At 68.9% G+C, this 16,522-nt stretch carries 15 protein-coding genes; 9 read left to right on the top strand and 6 right to left on the bottom strand.

Annotated features, from left to right (window positions below):
• Positions 1-49: 49 nt before the first annotated feature.
• Entirely contained in the window at positions 50-910 is an 861-nt protein-coding gene (locus tag OHA68_RS38140) for a RecB family exonuclease (protein ID WP_189140508.1), read from the bottom strand.
• A gap of 114 nt (positions 911-1,024) precedes the next feature.
• Here OHA68_RS38140 and OHA68_RS38135 point away from each other — a divergent pair, with 114 nt between their 5' ends.
• On the top strand, positions 1,025-2,161 hold the full coding sequence (locus OHA68_RS38135; RefSeq protein ID WP_225277223.1) for a site-2 protease family protein: 1,137 nt from the start codon (positions 1,025-1,027) through the stop codon (positions 2,159-2,161).
• A gap of 340 nt (positions 2,162-2,501) precedes the next feature.
• The gene (locus tag OHA68_RS38130) at positions 2,502-3,968 is read left to right on the top strand and encodes an FHA domain-containing protein (RefSeq protein WP_327104599.1); all 1,467 of its coding nucleotides are present in this window, start codon (positions 2,502-2,504) and stop codon (positions 3,966-3,968) included.
• A gap of 198 nt (positions 3,969-4,166) precedes the next feature.
• Here the strand turns inward: OHA68_RS38130 and OHA68_RS38125 are convergent, their stop codons facing one another.
• Positions 4,167-5,306, bottom strand: a complete 1,140-nt coding sequence (locus OHA68_RS38125) for a GNAT family N-acetyltransferase (RefSeq protein WP_327104598.1) — start codon at positions 5,304-5,306, stop codon at positions 4,167-4,169.
• 55 nt (positions 5,307-5,361) lie between these two features.
• Between OHA68_RS38125 and OHA68_RS38120 the strand changes: the two genes are divergently transcribed.
• From OHA68_RS38120 to dop, 4 genes are all read left to right on the top strand, one after another.
• Positions 5,362-6,213, top strand: a complete 852-nt coding sequence (locus OHA68_RS38120) for a tRNA (adenine-N1)-methyltransferase (RefSeq protein WP_327104597.1) — start codon at positions 5,362-5,364, stop codon at positions 6,211-6,213.
• Between the two features lie 194 nt (positions 6,214-6,407).
• Positions 6,408-8,180 carry a proteasome ATPase gene (arc, locus tag OHA68_RS38115; protein WP_327104596.1) on the top strand — a complete coding sequence of 591 codons (1,773 nt, stop codon included), beginning with the start codon at positions 6,408-6,410 and terminating at the stop codon, positions 8,178-8,180.
• A gap of 244 nt (positions 8,181-8,424) precedes the next feature.
• Positions 8,425-9,555: an acyltransferase family protein gene (locus tag OHA68_RS38110; RefSeq protein WP_327104595.1), complete on the top strand. Its 1,131-nt coding sequence runs from the start codon at positions 8,425-8,427 to the stop codon at positions 9,553-9,555.
• 85 nt (positions 9,556-9,640) lie between these two features.
• Positions 9,641-11,155 (top strand): depupylase/deamidase Dop, encoded by a 1,515-nt coding sequence (dop, locus tag OHA68_RS38105; RefSeq protein ID WP_327104594.1) that lies wholly within the window; start codon positions 9,641-9,643, stop codon positions 11,153-11,155.
• A gap of 102 nt (positions 11,156-11,257) precedes the next feature.
• Here the strand turns inward: dop and OHA68_RS38100 are convergent, their stop codons facing one another.
• Positions 11,258-11,662 (bottom strand): hypothetical protein, encoded by a 405-nt coding sequence (locus OHA68_RS38100; protein ID WP_327104593.1) that lies wholly within the window; start codon positions 11,660-11,662, stop codon positions 11,258-11,260.
• Between the two features lie 150 nt (positions 11,663-11,812).
• Between OHA68_RS38100 and OHA68_RS38095 the strand changes: the two genes are divergently transcribed.
• Entirely contained in the window at positions 11,813-12,022 is a 210-nt protein-coding gene (locus tag OHA68_RS38095) for a ubiquitin-like protein Pup (RefSeq protein WP_327104592.1), read from the top strand.
• 346 nt (positions 12,023-12,368) lie between these two features.
• A complete protein-coding gene (locus OHA68_RS38090; RefSeq protein WP_327104591.1) occupies positions 12,369-13,064 on the top strand; it encodes an endonuclease VII domain-containing protein in 696 nt (231 codons plus the stop codon).
• A gap of 63 nt (positions 13,065-13,127) precedes the next feature.
• Here OHA68_RS38090 and OHA68_RS38085 read toward each other — a convergent pair whose 3' ends face one another.
• The 3 genes from OHA68_RS38085 to OHA68_RS38075 all read right to left on the bottom strand — a co-directional run bounded on the left by OHA68_RS38085 (position 13,128) and on the right by OHA68_RS38075 (position 15,494).
• Positions 13,128-13,604, bottom strand: coding sequence for a DinB/UmuC family translesion DNA polymerase (locus OHA68_RS38085; RefSeq protein WP_407674387.1), 477 nt, complete (start codon positions 13,602-13,604; stop codon positions 13,128-13,130).
• Positions 13,549-14,055, bottom strand: coding sequence for a Y-family DNA polymerase (locus OHA68_RS38080; RefSeq protein WP_327109609.1), 507 nt, complete (start codon positions 14,053-14,055; stop codon positions 13,549-13,551). The genes OHA68_RS38085 and OHA68_RS38080 overlap by 56 nt, the downstream gene beginning before the upstream one ends.
• A 65-nt stretch (positions 14,056-14,120) precedes the next feature.
• Entirely contained in the window at positions 14,121-15,494 is a 1,374-nt protein-coding gene (locus tag OHA68_RS38075) for an extracellular solute-binding protein (protein ID WP_327104589.1), read from the bottom strand.
• A gap of 169 nt (positions 15,495-15,663) precedes the next feature.
• Here OHA68_RS38075 and prcB point away from each other — a divergent pair, with 169 nt between their 5' ends.
• Positions 15,664-16,512, top strand: coding sequence for a proteasome subunit beta (prcB, locus tag OHA68_RS38070; RefSeq protein WP_189140516.1), 849 nt, complete (start codon positions 15,664-15,666; stop codon positions 16,510-16,512).
• Positions 16,513-16,522 lie beyond the last annotated feature (10 nt).

Here is a 16,522-nt window from a genome sequence, read left to right as displayed (position 1 = left end):
TAGGCCCAGGTGAAAGCCCGAAACCTCCTACCCAAGGAGGAGAACGCGGCTACAGCTCGTCGGTCGCCGCGCGCCGGTTGCTGCGGACCGTGTCACCCGGCTGCCGGGCCGGCACCGGCGGGGGAGTGCCGCCGAACTCCGGGCAGAGCGCCTGATGATCACACCAGTCGCACAGGCGGCTCGGCCTGGCCCGCCACTCGCCCGTCTCCAGCGCCCGCTCGATCGCCGTCCACAGCGCCCGCACCTTGCGCTCGGTCGCCAGCAGATCGGCCTCGTCGGGGGCGTACCGCAGCACCTCGCCGCGGCCGCCCAGATAGACCAGCTGCAACAGCCGGGGCACCTCGCCGCGCAGCCGCCACAGCACCAGCGCGTAGAACTTCATCTGGAACAGCGCCTTGGCCTCGAAGTCCGGCCCCGGCGCGCTGCCCGTCTTGTAGTCGACCACCCGCACCTCACCGGTCGGCGCCACGTCCAGGCGGTCCACATAGCCGCGCAGCATCAGCCCGCCGTCGAGCACCGCCTGCACGTAGAGCTCCCGCTCGGCCGGCTCCAGCCGGGTCGGGTCCTCCAGCGTGAAGTATCGCTCCAGCATCCCGCGCGCCTGCGTGAGCCACTCGGCCCGCTCGGCGTCGTCGGCGAACATCTCCGCGTAGGCCGGCTCCTCGGCCAGCAGCCGCTCCCACTGCGGCTCCAGCAGCCCCAGCGCCGCCTCCACCGAACGGCGCGGCGCGGGCAGGTCGTAGAGCCGCTCCAGCACCGCGTGCACCACCGTGCCGCGCACCGCCGCCGGGGAGGGCTTCTCCGGCAACTGGTCGATCACCCGGAACCGGTAGAGCAACGGACAGGTCATGAAGTCGCCCGCCCGGGACGGGGAGAGGGCTCCGATGATCACCGGATCGGTCAACGTCATGCACCGCACTCTAGGTCACCGGCCCGACATAACCGGGCTCGCGAGTCCGGGATCACTCCCTCCGGCGCGTAGCATCAAGGCAGCGACAGGCACTGGTGAACGGCAAGGAGCGCGGTGAGCGAGCAGAGCCCCCGACAGGAGTTCTCCGGTATCCGGATGGGCAGACCTTTCGGCATCCCCGTCTACGTGTCATGGACCTGGTTCATCGTCGCGGCCTTCATCACCTGGCTGTTCGGCGACACCGTGCGCGCCATGCTGCCCGAGCTCTCCTCCGCCGCCGCCTACGCCGTCGCGTTCGCCTTCGCGGTGCTGCTGTACCTGTCGGTGCTGCTGCACGAGCTGGCGCACAGCGTCCTGGCCAAGGCCTACGGGCTGCCGGTCCGCCGGATCACCCTCTACCTTCTCGGCGGCGTGTCGGAGATCGAGAAGGAGCCGCCGACGCCCGCCAAGGAGTTCATGGTGGCCGCCGCGGGGCCGCTGCTCTCGCTCGGCCTGGCCGGCGTCGGCTGGCTCGCCGACGTCTTCCTCATCAACGGCGGCGGCATCCCGGAGGTGCTGATCTGGCAGCTGTGGGTCGCCAACCTCATCGTCGGCGTCTTCAACCTGCTGCCCGGCCTGCCGCTGGACGGCGGCCGGATGCTGCGGGCCGGGGTGTGGAAGCTCAGCGGCAACCCCGGCACCGGCACCGTCGCCGCCGCCTGGGGCGGCCGGGTGCTCGCCGTGCTGCTCATCGCGGCCCCCTTCGCCATGGCGATGTCGACCGGGCGGGACGTCGACTACCGCGACCTGATCTGGCCGCTCGTGCTGGCCTCCTTCATCTGGATGGGCGCCACCCAGTCGCTCCGCGTCGCCCGCGTCCGCGCCAGGATCCCGCAGGTCAACGCACGCAACCTGGCCCGCAGGGCGATCCCGGTGACGGCCGAGACGCCGCTGGCCGAGGCACTGCGGCAGGCCGCCCAGAGCGGGGCGGGCGCCCTGGTCGTGGTGGACCACGACGGCCGGCCCCTCGCCATCGTCAACGAGTCGGCCGTGCAGGCCACCCCCGAGCACCGCCGCCCCTGGGTGAACGTGGGCTCCATGGCCAAGTCCCTGGAGCCGTCCCTGGTGCTCGGCGCCGACCTGGTGGGTGAGCCGCTGATCGACGCCATGCGCGAGGCGCCGGCCGGCGAATACCTCCTGGTGGAGCAGGGCGGCGAGATCTACGGGGTGCTGGCCACCGCCGACGTCAACCGGGTCTTCACCGGCGTCTGATTTGTCCCACTCGTCTAAGCGGCTGACCCCGGCTAATGTCAGGTCCAGTGATCAGGACGTTGCGGCCCGTTCACGCCCCCGGCGATTCGAAGATGTGACCTCTGGCCGATAGTGTGCTGTTTGGCCAACCTTGCACAGGTGGGGGGTTTGCCGTGGCCCGCCGGTTCACCGAATCGAGACGGTGCGGCCGCGACACCGCTCCGTCGTCTGGGTATGCGTATGGCTGGGCCGGCACGGCGGTGCGGGTGCCGCCACATCGCCAGGCTTCCGGGGAGGAGAGTTGAGTGACCGAGCGCAGCGAGGGCACCGATGAGTGCAGCACGGTCATGAGGGAGGACTCATGACGGACCAGGGCTTCCGAGCGGTGCGCCCGCTTCCCGGCAACGGGCTGGTCGCCTACGAAGGCGGGCTGCTGCTGGTGTGCGACGCGGACGAGACCGCGGGCACCGGCCTGCTCGAGGCGCTGCGCGAGACGGCCGCCTCCGGAGGCGACGGCAGGGCCCTGGCCCGCCGGGCCGCCCAGGTGCTCGCCGCCAACATGGCGCGTGACCCCGCCACCTGCGCCGTGGCCGGCCCCGTCGGTGACGGCGTGGCCGTCCTGGTGAGCGGCTCCGCCTCGGCCACGATCAACACCGCCGCGGGCCAGACCCGGTTGGCCGGCAGCGACTCCCTCACCTGGGCCGACCGGCTCATCGGCGGCCCCGTCGAGAGCGTGGAGCTGAGCCTGCCCGGCGCCGGCCAGGCGCACCCCGCCGTCCGCTTCGACGGCGGCGGCATCGTGCACGGCGGCGGCGTCGCCGCCCAGCTCGGCGAGCAGGTCTCCGCCGGCCCGTCCAGGCCGCTCACCGCCGAGATGCCCAACACGGCCTACCACCTCGAGCCCGACCTGCTGCCGCAGCGCGCCGAGCCGCCGAGCCAGCCGTCGCCGCAGCCGGCCCAGGCGCCCCCCTACCCGATGTCCGGCGCCGACCAGCAGCCACCCATGCGGCAGCCGTCCTCCGGCCCCCAGTTCCCGCCGCCGCCCGTGCTGGAGCAGCCCCCGGCGCAGCCGGAGCCGGTCTCCTTCCCCTCCTACGACGAGCCCGCGCCCTCGGGCAACGGCACGGTCCCCGAGCCCTACGACCAGCCCATGGGGCCGCCGTCGCAGGACCCCTTCGACCCGGGCCCGCCGCCGCACCAGGGGCAGTCGCAGGATCACTTCGACCCGGGCCCGCCGCGCCTGGGACCGCCGCAGGACCCCTTCGAGCAGGGCCCGCCGCCGCTCCTGGGGCCGCCGCCGCAGGAGCACTTCGAGCAGGGGCCCCCGCCGCAGGAGCAGCAGGACCACGGCGACCGGCCGCTGGTCTACGGGGTCGACTGCAAGAACGACCACTTCAACGATCCGCGCGCGCCCTACTGCGCAGTGTGCGGCATCGCCCTGGTCCAGCGCACGCTCGTCCCCTACAAGGGGCCGCGCCCGCCGCTCGGCGTCCTCGTCCTGGACGACGGCACGGCGCTGCCGCTGGACAGCGACTACCTGCTGGGCCGCGACCCCGAGCGGGCCCCCGAGGTGGCGGGTGGCACCGCCCGCCCCGCCAAGGTCACCAGCCCCGACGGGTCGGTCTCCCGCAGGCACCTGCGGGTGGCCCTGGACGGCTGGGACGTCAACCTGGTGGACCTCGGCTCCGTCAACGGCACCCAGATCCAGCCGCCCGGCGACCCCAACTTCTACGACATCCCGCCCAACGAGCCCGTGACCATCGCGCCCGGCACCACCGTGCGCGTGGGCGTCTCCCGTACCCTCCGCTTCGAGGCACACCGCGGCTGACCGGCCCGCACCCCCGCGGGGGCGCGGCGACCGTCCCTCCGCTCGGGCGTACGCCGCGCTGAGGTCCTGGATCTCCCGGTACGCCGTGCTGAGGTCCTGGATCTTCCGGTGAAGGCCCGCACGCTGACCTGGAGCCGTGCGGCGGCTCCAGGCCACTGGGAGGGTTCAGGGGCCCGTTGGGAGGCCGTGGAGAAGCGCTCAGGACCGGACCTGTGCGTCCGGAGGGGGCGCTGTGCCCGCTGAGAGGGTGTCGGGGCGCAGCAGGAGCCACTCGATCTCGTCGGAGCGGGAGCCGTCCGGCTGGGGGAACACCTGCCGGCGCACGCTCTCCTGGACGAACCCGGCGCGCCGCAGCACCGCCTGCGAGGCGGTGTTGGCCACGTCGGTCCCGGCGATCAGCCGGTGCAGCCGGGTATGGGCGAAGGCCCAGTCGGCCAGCAGCCCGACCGCGCGCGTCATGAGGCCGCGGCCGCGGAAGCGCGGCACCAGCGAGTAGCCCACCATGGCCTCCCCGAACGCCGGGATGATCCGCGTCAGCTGCAGGTTGCCGGCGAACTCGCCGGTGGCCGCGTCCCTGACCGCCAGCTCGACCCGCTGCCCCGACAGCCAGAAGTAGCCGGTGCACCGGCAGCGCTGCTCGTCGTCCTCCAGCGTGCCGAGCGGCCCCATGCCGAACCGGGCGACGCTCGGCTCGGCCATCATCCGGTGGAAGTCCGCGGCGTCCCGCTCGTCCATCGGTGTCAGCCGCACCACGCCGTCGCCCAGCTCGCCGCCCTCGAAGAACGGCAGGTAGGGCTCCATCGCCTCGCCCGCGTCCCGGGCGAGCCTGGCGAACATCACATGATCCACCCGCTGCCCGTCCCGCAGCGCCTTGGCGTCCCGCCTGCGCCCCTCCTCGCGGAATCCGGCCTTGTACGCGACCCGCAGGCTGGGCAGGTTCGCCACCTCGGCCGCCAGCTCCACCCGCTCCACGCCCCGGTCGAGCAGCCACTCGGCCAGCCCGCGCGCCACCGCCCCGGCCACGCCCTTGCCGCGCGCCCACGGCGCCACCAGATAGCCGAGCTCGACCGAGCCCCACGGGGACGGCGCGCTGGTGCCGATGGAGCCGATGTAGCGGCCGTCCTCGGTGATCGAGTATTCGGTGCCGCCGCTGTCCCACTTCGCCCGCGCGCGCCGTACGTAGGCGTGCGCGTCCTGCGCCGTGTACGGCGACGGGATCAGCGGCAGGAACCGGGCCGTCACGGGATCGTCGCAGGTGGCCACGATCGCCTCCACGTCGTCGTCGACCGGTGGACGCAGCACCAGGGAGCCTACGGCGATCACTTCGCGCGGGAACATCCCCCATAGATATCGCGCGTCAAGTCGTGCTCGAAAGCCCTATAACCTTGCCGCCATGGGTTTCCGCAGGCATGGGCCGTTTCAGGCGGGGGATCAGGTGCAGCTCACCGACCCCAAGAACAAGCGCCACACGATCACGCTCAAGGACGACGGCGTCTTCCACACCCACAAGGGCGCCATCCCGCACAGCGAGCTGATCGGGCAGCCCGAAGGCTCCGTGGTGCGCTCCTCCGGCGGCACCGCCTATCTCGCCTTCCGTCATCTGCTGCAGGACTACACCCTGGCGATGCCGCGCGGCGCGGCCGTGATCTACCCCAAGGACTCGTCCCAGATCGTCGGCATGGCCGACATCTTCCCCGGCGCCCGGGTGGTCGAGGCGGGGGTCGGCTCCGGCGCGCTGACGTGCTTCCTGCTGCGCGCCGTCGGTCCCGAGGGTCATGTCACCTCCTACGAGCGCCGCCAGGACTTCGCCGACATCGCCCGCACTAACGTGGAGAAGTTCTACGGCGGCTCGATGGACGACAACTGGCGGCTGGTCGTCGGCGACCTGGTGTCCTCCCTGGACACCTCCGACGTGGACCGGGTGATCCTGGACATGCTCGCCCCCTGGGAGTGCGTGGACGCCGTCGCCAAGGCCCTCACACCAGGCGGTGTGATCTGCTGTTATGTGGCCACGACGACCCAGTTGTCGAAAACCGTCGAGGTGATTCGCGATCACGGGAGTTTCACCGAGCCTCATGCGTGGGAGACCCTGGTTCGCGACTGGCATGTCGAAGGGCTCGCCGTTCGGCCCGATCACCGGATGATCGGGCACACCGGGTTCCTCGTCACCGCCCGCCGCATGGCCGACGGCGTCACCCCGCCGCCGCGCCGTCGACGACCGAAGGGAACCACCGAAGAACTATGACAATTTGGCCACAAGGGTGCGTTGGTGCGTGACACGGGAACACTTCGCCGTGTTCATATGCTGGAAGTATTAAACGCCCTATTGGGGATTATTCACCGAATACTGATTGTCACTCTACGAACACTGCCCGGCCAGGTTACGGAGGGGCCCGAGATAGGTAAGGTCCTTAGTAGTCGCCCTCGACTGGGAAGGAGGTGACGGGCGTGGCAGCTCGCGATGATGCTGAGGCTCGAGCCGCGCAGCGCGAACGGGAGGTCGCTGATCTTTCAACACAGGTCTCCTTCCTCCAGGAGGAGATCACCGCGCTGAGGCGGAAACTGGCCGAGTCACCCCGTCAGGCCAGAGTCCTGGAAGAACGTCTCCATGAAGCACAGGCGAACCTCGCGGCCGTTACCGGCCAGAACGAACGCCTGGTGTCGACGCTCAAGGAGGCACGGGACCAGATCGTCGCTCTCAAGGAGGAGGTCGACCGGCTGGCGCAGCCGCCATCCGGATTCGGCACCTTCCTCGAGGCCAGAGAAGACGGCACGATCGAGGTGTTCACCGGCGGCCGCAAGCTGCGGGTGAACGTCAGCCCGGCCGTCGACGCCGACTCGCTGCGGCGTGGCCAGGAGGTCATGCTCAACGAGGCGCTCAACGTGGTCGAGGCTCTCGGCTACGAAGAGGTCGGCGAGATCGTGATGCTCAAGGAGTTGCTCGACGAGGGCAAGCGCGCCCTGGTCATCTCGCACGCCGACGAAGAGCGCGTCGTGCGACTGGCCGAGTCGCTGGTCGGCCAGCCCATCAGGGCGGGCGACTCACTCCTGCTCGAGCCTCGCTCGGGTTACGTCTACGAGCGCATTCCCAAGTCCGAAGTCGAAGAGCTCGTGCTCGAAGAGGTCCCCGACATCTCCTACGAGGAGATCGGCGGCCTTATGCGGCAGATCGAGCAGATCAGGGACGCCATCGAGCTCCCCTATCTGCACGCCGACCTGTTCCGCGAGCACAAGCTGCGCCCGCCCAAGGGCGTCCTGCTCTACGGCCCGCCGGGCTGCGGCAAGACGCTCATCGCCAAGGCCGTCGCCAACTCCCTGGCCAAGCAGGTCGCGGAGAAGACCGGCCAGTCCGGCAAGAGTTTCTTCCTCAACATCAAGGGTCCCGAGCTGCTCAACAAGTACGTCGGCGAGACCGAGCGGCACATCCGCCTGGTCTTCCAGCGTGCTCGTGAGAAGGCTTCCGAGGGCACCCCCGTGATCGTGTTCTTCGACGAGATGGACTCGATCTTCCGCACCCGCGGCTCGGGCGTGTCCTCCGACGTGGAGAACACCATCGTCCCTCAGCTGCTGTCGGAGATCGACGGCGTCGAGGGGCTGGAGAACGTCATCGTCATCGGCGCCTCCAACCGCGAGGACATGATCGACCCGGCGATCCTGCGGCCCGGCCGCCTGGACGTCAAGATCAAGATCGAGCGGCCGGACGCCGAGGCGGCCAAGGACATCTTCTCCAAGTACCTCCTCGCCGAGCTGCCCCTCCACCCGGAAGATCTGTCCGAGCACGGTGGTTCCCGTGAGTCCACCATCCACGGCATGATCCAGAGCGTCGTCGAGCGGATGTACACCGAGAGCGAAGAGAACCGCTTCCTTGAGGTGACCTACGCCAACGGCGACAAGGAAGTCCTCTACTTCAAGGACTTCAACTCTGGCGCGATGATCCAGAACATCGTCGACCGGGGCAAGAAGATGGCGATCAAGCAGTTCCTGGAGAGCGGCCAGAAAGGCCTGCGGGTGCAGCACCTGCTCGCGGCCTGCGTGGATGAGTTCTCCGAGAACGAGGATCTGCCCAACACCACCAACCCCGACGACTGGGCCCGTATCTCCGGCAAGAAGGGCGAGCGGATCGTCTACATCCGCACACTCGTCTCCGGCAAGCAGGGCGCCGAAGCCGGCCGTTCCATCGACACCGTCGCCAACACCGGCCAATACCTGTAGCACCAGCGCCGGAAGGGGCCACTCAGCCCCTTCCGGCGTCGCTCTTGTCGGGGATGTGCCGCGCAGACCCCGCGGCTCACCCAGGCCTGCCTGCGCCTCGCCTCGGGCGCGTTCGGTGATACCGCAAGGCGACACGGCGGCTAGTGCAGCCCCACGACCTCACGGCTCTCAACGACGAAGATTTCGATGCTTCGCTGTGACAGAGGTGAAGCAAGGGAACCAAAGGGATCTTCGGGGCGTCTAAGTGGCCGTGCACCATCCCAACCGGCCGAAGCACGCTCACGGAGACGGCCGGCTGGCCGAGCTCGACCTTCTGCGGTTCATCGCCGCCCTGGCCGTGCTGGCCTTCCACTACCTGGTCGCCTACGCCTCCGTCTGGGGGGACCGGCCCGCCGAGCTCTTCCCCGCGGTCGCCCCCGTCGCCGGGCTCGGCATCTTAGGCGTCGAGCTGTTCTTCATGATCAGCGGGTTCGTCATCCTCATGAGCGCCTGGGGGCGTGGTCTCGGCGCCTTCGCCCGCTCCCGGGTCGTCCGGCTCTACCCGGCCTACTGGCTCAGCCTGATCGCCGTCGCCGCGCTCTACGGGCTCACCGGCGCCACCGCGCTCAACCCAAAACTTTCGCCAGAGCACTACCTGGTGAACGCCAGCATGTTCCAGCGATTGTTCAAGATCACCGACGCCGCCGGTGTCTACTGGTCGCTCTGGGCCGAGCTGCGCTTCTACCTGCTCATCGCGATCCTCGTCCTGGTGGGCGTCACCTACGGCCGGGTCCTGGTCTTCGGGGGCGTCTGGCTGGCAGCCGCGCTCGGCGCCGAACTGCTCGGCGACCCGGTGCTCAACGAGATCGTCATGCCGCGCTACGCGCCGTACTTCGTCGCCGGAATGGCCCTGTACCTCATCCACAAGCACGGCAGCGCCTGGCTTCCGTGGATCTACTTCGTCGCCGGCTGGGCCATGTCGCTGCACTCCGCACTCGAACGGGTGCACGGGCGCATCAAGGTCGCGGGGTTCAAGAACATGCCCGTCACCGACCTGAGCGTGATCATCACCATCACGCTGATCTTCGCCGTCATGGCCCTGGTCGCCCTCGGGCTGTTACGCGTGCGGTCGCGCGGCTGGCTCACCGCGCTCGGCGCCACGACCTACCCGCTTTACCTGTTCCACTCCACGATCGCGGTCGCGCTCATCCCCTTGCTCGTCGGGGATCTGCCGCCCTGGGTGGTGGCCACGGTCACCACGCTCGCGGCGGTCCTGCTGTCGTACGCCGTCTACTTCTTTGCCGAACGCCCCATCCAGCGGCTACTGAAGCCCCGCAGAACACCACAAAGCACATCAACGCCTGCCGTACAGGATGAAAAGGCTTCGGTGCCATAACTCTGTGACCCTGGGGCACTGTGAAGGGCATAGGCTCGGGCATATAAACGGCGGATAGACAGATCCGGACGAACAGAGGGTGCGCATGACGGTGCGTCGGGTGATGGGCATCGAGACCGAGTACGGCATCTCCGTACCAGGTCAGCCAGGCGCCAACGCGATGGTGACCTCCTCACAGGTGGTCAACGCCTACCTGGCGGCCTCGGCCGCCCGGGCACGCAGAGCGCGCTGGGACTTCGAGGAGGAGAACCCCCTACGCGACGCCAGAGGCTTCGACCTGGCCAGAGAGGTGGCCGACCCCACTCAGCTCACCGACGAGGACCTCGGCCTGGCCAACGTCATCCTGACCAACGGCGCCAGGCTCTACGTCGACCACGCCCACCCGGAATACTCCACGCCCGAGTGCACCAACCCGCGCGCCGCGGTGATCTGGGACAAGGCGGGGGAGCGGGTCATGTACGACGCGGCCCAGCGCGCCAGCGCCATCCCCGCCAACGCGCCCATCCAGCTCTACAAGAACAACACCGACGCCAAGGGCGCCAGCTACGGCTGTCACGAGAACTACCTCATGCGCCGGGCCACGCCCTTCGCCGACATCGTGCGCCACCTCACTCCGTTCTTCGTCTCCCGGCAGGTGGTCGTCGGCGCGGGCAAGGTCGGCATCGGGCAGGACTCGCGCGGTGACGGCTTCCAGATCAGCCAGCGGGCCGACTTCTTCGAGGTGGAGGTCGGGCTCGAGACCACGCTGAAGCGGCCGATCATCAACACCCGGGACGAGCCGCACGCCGACCCGGAGAAGTACCGGCGCCTCCACGTGATCATCGGCGACGCCAACATGTCGGAAATTTCGACATATCTAAAGCTAGGGTCGACGGCGCTCGTCCTTGCCATGATCGAAGACGGCTTCCTCACCCGCGACCTGGCCGTCGACAACCCCGTCCAATCCCTGCGCGCCGTCTCCCACGACCCCACCTGCCGCTACGAGATCCCGATGCGCGACGGCCGCAAGCTCACCGCCGTCCAGCTGCAGATGGAATACCTCGAACAGGCCCGCAAGTACGTCGAAGAGCGCGGCACCGCCCAGGACGAGATGAACAAGGACATCCTCGACCGCTGGGAGTCCGTCCTCACCCGTCTGGCCGAAGACCCCATGCAACTGGCCGGAGAGCTTGACTGGGTCGCCAAGCTCGAACTCCTCGAGGGCTACCGCAGCCGCGACGGCCTCGACTGGTCCCACCCCCGCCTCGGCCTCGTCGACCTGCAATACTCCGACATCCGCCCCGACCGCGGCCTGTACAACCGGCTCGTGGCCCGTGGCCGCATGCAGCGCCTCATCACCGAGGACGAGGTCGACCGGGCCGTCGAGAACCCGCCCACCGACACCCGCGCCTACTTCCGCGGTCGCTGCCTGCGCCAGTACAGCGAATCCGTGGCCGCCGCCTCCTGGGACTCCGTCATCTTCGACATCCCCGGCAGAGAGTCGCTGCAGCGCGTCCCCACCTTGGAGCCGCTGCGCGGCACCAAGGCCCACGTGGGCGAGCTCTTCGACCGCTGCCGCACCGCCGCCGACCTCGTCGCCGCCCTCACCGGCGGAGACTAGGGGCCCCTGGACGGCCGTGGCCGGCGAAAACCCAGGCTTGCGTACGACGTCCGTACCTTTCTGATCTACAACTCTGATCTACAACGTAAAGGCGTCCGGCTGTCAGAGCAGCCCGATGCCGAGTGTGAGCGTGCCCACCGCCAGGCTCGCCCCGCCCGCCATGGCCAGATAGATCAGCTTGCTGGGCTTGGTGTCGCTGGGGCGGGCCACCGACAGGAAGAAGCCCAGGGGCATCAGGATCGGGGCGGCCACGATCGACGTGCGTACCAAAGTCTTCCAGGCGTCGGACAGGTCGGCCTGGTCCACGTACAGCAGTGCCACCAGGCTGAACAGGACCAGCACGCCGGCGTGCGCGTGCCCGGCCCGCCACAGGCCGCGCCGGACCGGGTTGTCCCGGTAGCCGGGCACGTCGCGCATGAGGAACGCCAGCAGGGAGACGCCGCCGAAGGCGATCGTCGGGACCGTGATGAGGAGCACGCCGGCCGTGCTCAGGGATGCGGGGGACATGGTGAACCTCCTGGTGGGGCGAGGCTCCAGTATTGGATAGTGAAGCTATCTAGTCAAGTCGGCAAGATCGCGGGACGATCGGCGCGAAATGTCGCCCCGTTCGGGGAAGATATGGGCTAGAGAGGTAGTCCCCCACCGTGGAGGTTGGACATGGCCAGCAAGGACACCGGCGGACAGAAGCAGACCGGTCGGCGTGAGTCCGAGGTCGAGGAGACCGAGGCGTCGGCGGCACCGGAGGTGCAGGAGCGCCAGGAGAAGCTCACGGACGACGTGGACTCGATCCTGGACGAGATCGACGAAGTTCTCGAAGAGAACGCAGAGGAATTCGTGCGCTCGTATGTACAGAAGGGCGGAGAGTAGGGCAAAGCGGACAGACTTAAGGGTAAATCGGGTGGAAGCGCCGGAGGGGTTGAAGTGGTGCCCGGACTGCGGGGAGGTGAAAGAGGTCGTGGAGTTCGGGGCGAACAAGCGCATGGTCGATGGGCTGGCGCGATACTGCAAGGCTTGCTTCCGGGTGCGTTCCACGCAGAGTTATCGCAAGAGGATGGCTGCTCAGGGTAAGAGCGTGCGGGAGAGAGTCGAGGTTCCTGCCGGGCACAAGTACTGTCCGAGATGTGAGGTGGTCAAGGCTCATGGGGAGTTCGGGAGCAATAGATCACAGAAGGATGGGCTGACTGACTACTGCAAGCCGTGTCACAGTCAGGCGATGCGGGAGAACCGCATCAAGAACCACGGCAGCACGCGTAACTATCACCTGAAACGTCGCTACGGCATCAGCGAGGACGACTTCGAGCGGATGCTCGCTCAGCAGGGTGGCCTCTGTGCCATCTGTAAGGCTGTGCCGGGGACGTTCGTCGATCACTGTCATGTGAGCGGGCAGGTGCGCGGCGTTCTCTGCTTCAACTGCAACAACGGGCTCGGTCACTTCGAGGACGGCATGGCGGTGCTGGAGCGGGCCGCTCTCTACCTGGAGGGGGAGATTCTCTGGCCGGAGTTCGTGGTGCCGCCTGAGCGGCGCTCCGATGGGGCGGTGGCGCGCACCCGGTCCTATCACCTGGCCCGGCGTTACCGGATGCGGCATGAGGATGTCGAGCGGATGGTGGCCAGGCAGCATGGGTTGTGCGTGGTGTGCTGGATCCGGCCGCCTGAGCATGTCGATCACTGTCATCGGACCGGGGATGTGCGGTACGCGCTCTGTCTGCCGTGCAATACCGGGATCGGGCAGTTCCGGGATGATCCGGCGGTCGTGTGGCGGGCGCTGGCGTACGTGGAGGCCTCGCTGGAGGGCGACGGGGCGTCCGAGGTCTCCGATGAGGAGGTGCGGTCGTTGATCGCGGCCGAGGAGGAGGCGCGGTCGGCGTTCTACGAGCGGGCCGTGCGGGTCGGTTCGGGCATGTCGTAGGCGACGCCGAGGAGGCGTACTGGGCGGGTGAGGTCGAAGCAGCCGAGCGCGGTGAGCGCGGCGTCAATGAGGGTGGTCGGGTCGGTGGTGGAGGCCGGGGGGCTGGCGGGTCCGGGTGCGGAAGGGCGTGAAGCGGACCTTGACCGTGACGCGGGTGGCGAGGCGGCCCACGTCGGCGGTGTCGGCGGCGACCTGTTCGGCGAGGCCGGTGACCGCGGCGATGATGTCGGCGGTGTCGGTGAGGTCGAGGTGAAGGTGGTCTCGCGGCTGTGGCCTCGGGGGACCCAGGGGGTGGTGACGATCTCGGTTTCGCCTTTGCCGAGGGCGAGGTAGCGCAGCCAGGGGCCGTTGGTGGGACCGAAGCGGGCGGCGAGGTCGTGCGGGTCGGCGGTGGCGAGTTGGGCGACGGTACGCAGGCCGAGCTCGGCGAGTTCGGCCGAGGTTCTGGCGCCGATGCCCCAGAGGGCGTCGGTGGGGCGGTCGTTCATGACGTGCGCCCAGGTGTCGCTGGTGAGGCGGTGGACGCCGACGGGTTGGCAAGGTTCGAGGCGAGTTTGGCCTGGTGTTTGTTGTCGCCGATGCCGATGGAGCAGTCGAGGCCGGTGCGGGCGCGTACGGCTTGCTGGAGGGCGGTGGCGAGGGTTTCCGGCTGGTCGGTGCGGGCGCCGATGAAGGTTTCGTCCCAGCCCCATACTTCGACGTCGACGGGGGAGTCGCGCAGGGTGGTCATGACGCGCACGGAGGCGGCGTCGTAGGCGGGTGGGTCGCTGGGCAGGAAGACGGCGTCGGAGCAGCGGCGCAGGGCGGTGTGCAGGGGTGTGCCGGAGTGGACGCCGTGTTCGCGGGCTTCGTAGGTGGCGGTGGCGGCTACGGTGCGTGGGCGGGTGGGGTCGCCATCGCCACCGACGACGACGGGTCTGCCGCGGAGTTCGGGTGGCGTTGAAGTTCGACGGCGGCGATGAACTGGTCGAGGTCGAGATGCAGGATCCAGTCCCTCATGGTGTCTGTCCAGTATCGCTCGCGCGGGACGAAGGTCGCGGTGGGGTACGAGTCGCGTCAGCCGGTGATGGAGATGTTGGCCGCGCCGCCGACCAGTTCCTCGAGTTTCCGCTGGTAGGCGGCGGCCGCCTCGTCGGCGCTCTTGCCGCTGACGACGTCGGCGGTGGCTTCCCGCAGCAGGACGGAGACCTGCGGGTAGATGGCCAGGCCAGGCCGGTAGGCGGTGACGGGCAGCACGTCGTCGGCGATGTAACTCAGCATCGGGTCGCCGGCGAGCACGTCGTCGTTGACGTCGATGCGGGAGCTGACGCGGGTGCGGCCGGCGAGTTCCGAGGTGGTGGCCTCGGCGGAGTGCATGAAGGACAGCAGTTCCCAGGCGAGCGCGGGGTTCTCGGAGAACGGGTTGAGCACGCGTACGGCGCCGCCTGACATGCTGACATGGTCCTGGCCGCGGATGCCGGCGCCGGGCTTCTTGGCGGGGATCCTGGTGTAGCCGACGATCTGGTCGCGGTCCTTCATGGGGGCTATGCCGGCGCCTGGTTCGATGACCGAGCGCCAGAAATAGTCGCTCTCGGCCAGGATGGCGATCTTCCCGTCGGCGAACTGGGCGAAGGATTTGTCGCGGCCTTTGGCCTCCTGCTGGAGTTTGGGGTCACCGAGGCCGCTGCCGCCGTAGATCTGCTGGTAGAAGCCGAGCACGTCCTTCATGGCCCGGCTCGCGCCGGTCCACTTGTCCTGGGCGTGGATCTCCGCCCCGGCGCCGGCGAGCAGCGGCAGGACGCCCTGCATGGTGGTGGCCTCGCCCATGGCGCTGCCGGCGTTGATCTGGATGGGGGTGGGCACGCCGGCGGCCTTGAGCGCGGTGCCGGCGTCGATGATGTCCTGCCAGCTGCCGGGGTTCCAGGTTCGTGGCAGGCCCGCCTTGGCGAACAGGGTCTTGTTGTAGAACAGGACGCGGCCGTCGGTGCCCTGGGGCAGCCCGTACTTCCTGCCGTCGAAGATGCCGAGTCCTTGCACGGCCGGGGGGATCTGGGACCAGCCGCTCCAGGAGTCGACGGCGGCGCCGCCGACTTCGGCGAGCGGCTCGATGTAGCCGGCCTGCGCGAACTCGCCGATCCAGATGCCGTCGAGGTCGATGACGTCGGCGGCGGTCCTGGCCTTGAGGTCGAGTGCGATCTTGGTCTTGTACTGCTCGTCGTCGACGCCGCTCGGCTCGAAGAGCACCTTGACGTCGCGGTGGGTCTTCTCGAACCGGGGGATGACCCACTGCTTGATCCAGTCGGCGGACGCGGAGTTCTTGCCGCCGGAGATGGCGTTGGCGGCGATGGTGAGGGTGATGCCGCCGCCTTCGGCGGGGGCGCCGGTTACGCAGGAGGTGAGCGCCAGGAGGGCGAGGGCCGCGAGCACCGCCGGGCGGCTCGGGAGTCGCATGTCGGCCTCCTGTCGAGGGCGGGCGGACATATCGACGATCGCATGGGCTTTCGTGGGCGTAAAGAAACGATCTGGTGATCGGTTCGCCGTGAGCTGATCGTGGGAAGTGCAGACAGCGACGCAAGAACAGTAGGGTCGCTTCAGGGACACTGACATGGGAGGGAGTCGCGTGGCATCGCACAGGGATCTGCCCGCCGGCTTGAGAGACCAGCTTTTCCACAACACAGGGAGTTCCTCGTTCACCGACTTCGTCGGCTCATATGCGCCCGAGCTGTTGCCGCTTCGGAATGAGGTGCTGGCCACGCCGATCGGCGACCAGGTCCCGCACGCGACCACGATCATCGCCGCGACCTTCGCCGGGGGTGTGGTGATGGCGGGAGACCGGCGTGCGACGTCGGGCAACATCATCTCCCAGCGTGACGTCGAGAAGGTGTTCCGCACTGACGACTATTCCTGCATGGGCATCGCGGGCACGGCCAGCACCGGCATCGAGATGGCCAGGCTCTACCGGGTGGAGCTGGAGCACTACGAGAAGCTCGAGGGCCGCACCATGTCGGTGGCCGGCAAGGCCAACCGGCTGGCGACGATGATCCGGGGCAACCTGGCGATGGCGATGCAGGGGCTGGTGGTGGTGCCGTTGTTCGCCGCCTACGACCCTGCCGCCGACGCCGGGCGGATCTTCAGCTACGACGTGGCGGGCGGGCCTTACGAGCGGGAGCGGTTCGACGCGATCGGCTCCGGTTCGATCTTCGCGCGGGGTTCGCTGAAGAAGCTCTACCGTGACGGCGCCTCGGCCGACGACATGGCGATGACGCTGATCCAGGCGCTGTACGACGCGGCCGACGACGACTCGGCGACCGGTGGTCCTGACGTGACGCGGAAGATCTGGCCGATCGTGTCGGTGGTCGACGCCGACGGTTTCCGGCGCCTGAGCGAGGAGCAGGTGACCGGTTATGTCGAGCGGATGCTCGAGGCTCGCTTGATCTCCCCTGACGGCCCCATCGCCCCGCTGCGTTAGAAAGGACCAC

Origin of the sequence: Nonomuraea glycinis, assembly GCF_035920485.1 — a bacterium.
In the GTDB taxonomy this organism is placed as follows: Bacteria; Actinomycetota; Actinomycetes; order Streptosporangiales; family Streptosporangiaceae; genus Nonomuraea; species Nonomuraea glycinis.
Note: the sequence above shows the minus strand (reverse complement) of the source record. Positions and strands in the feature narration are given on the sequence as shown.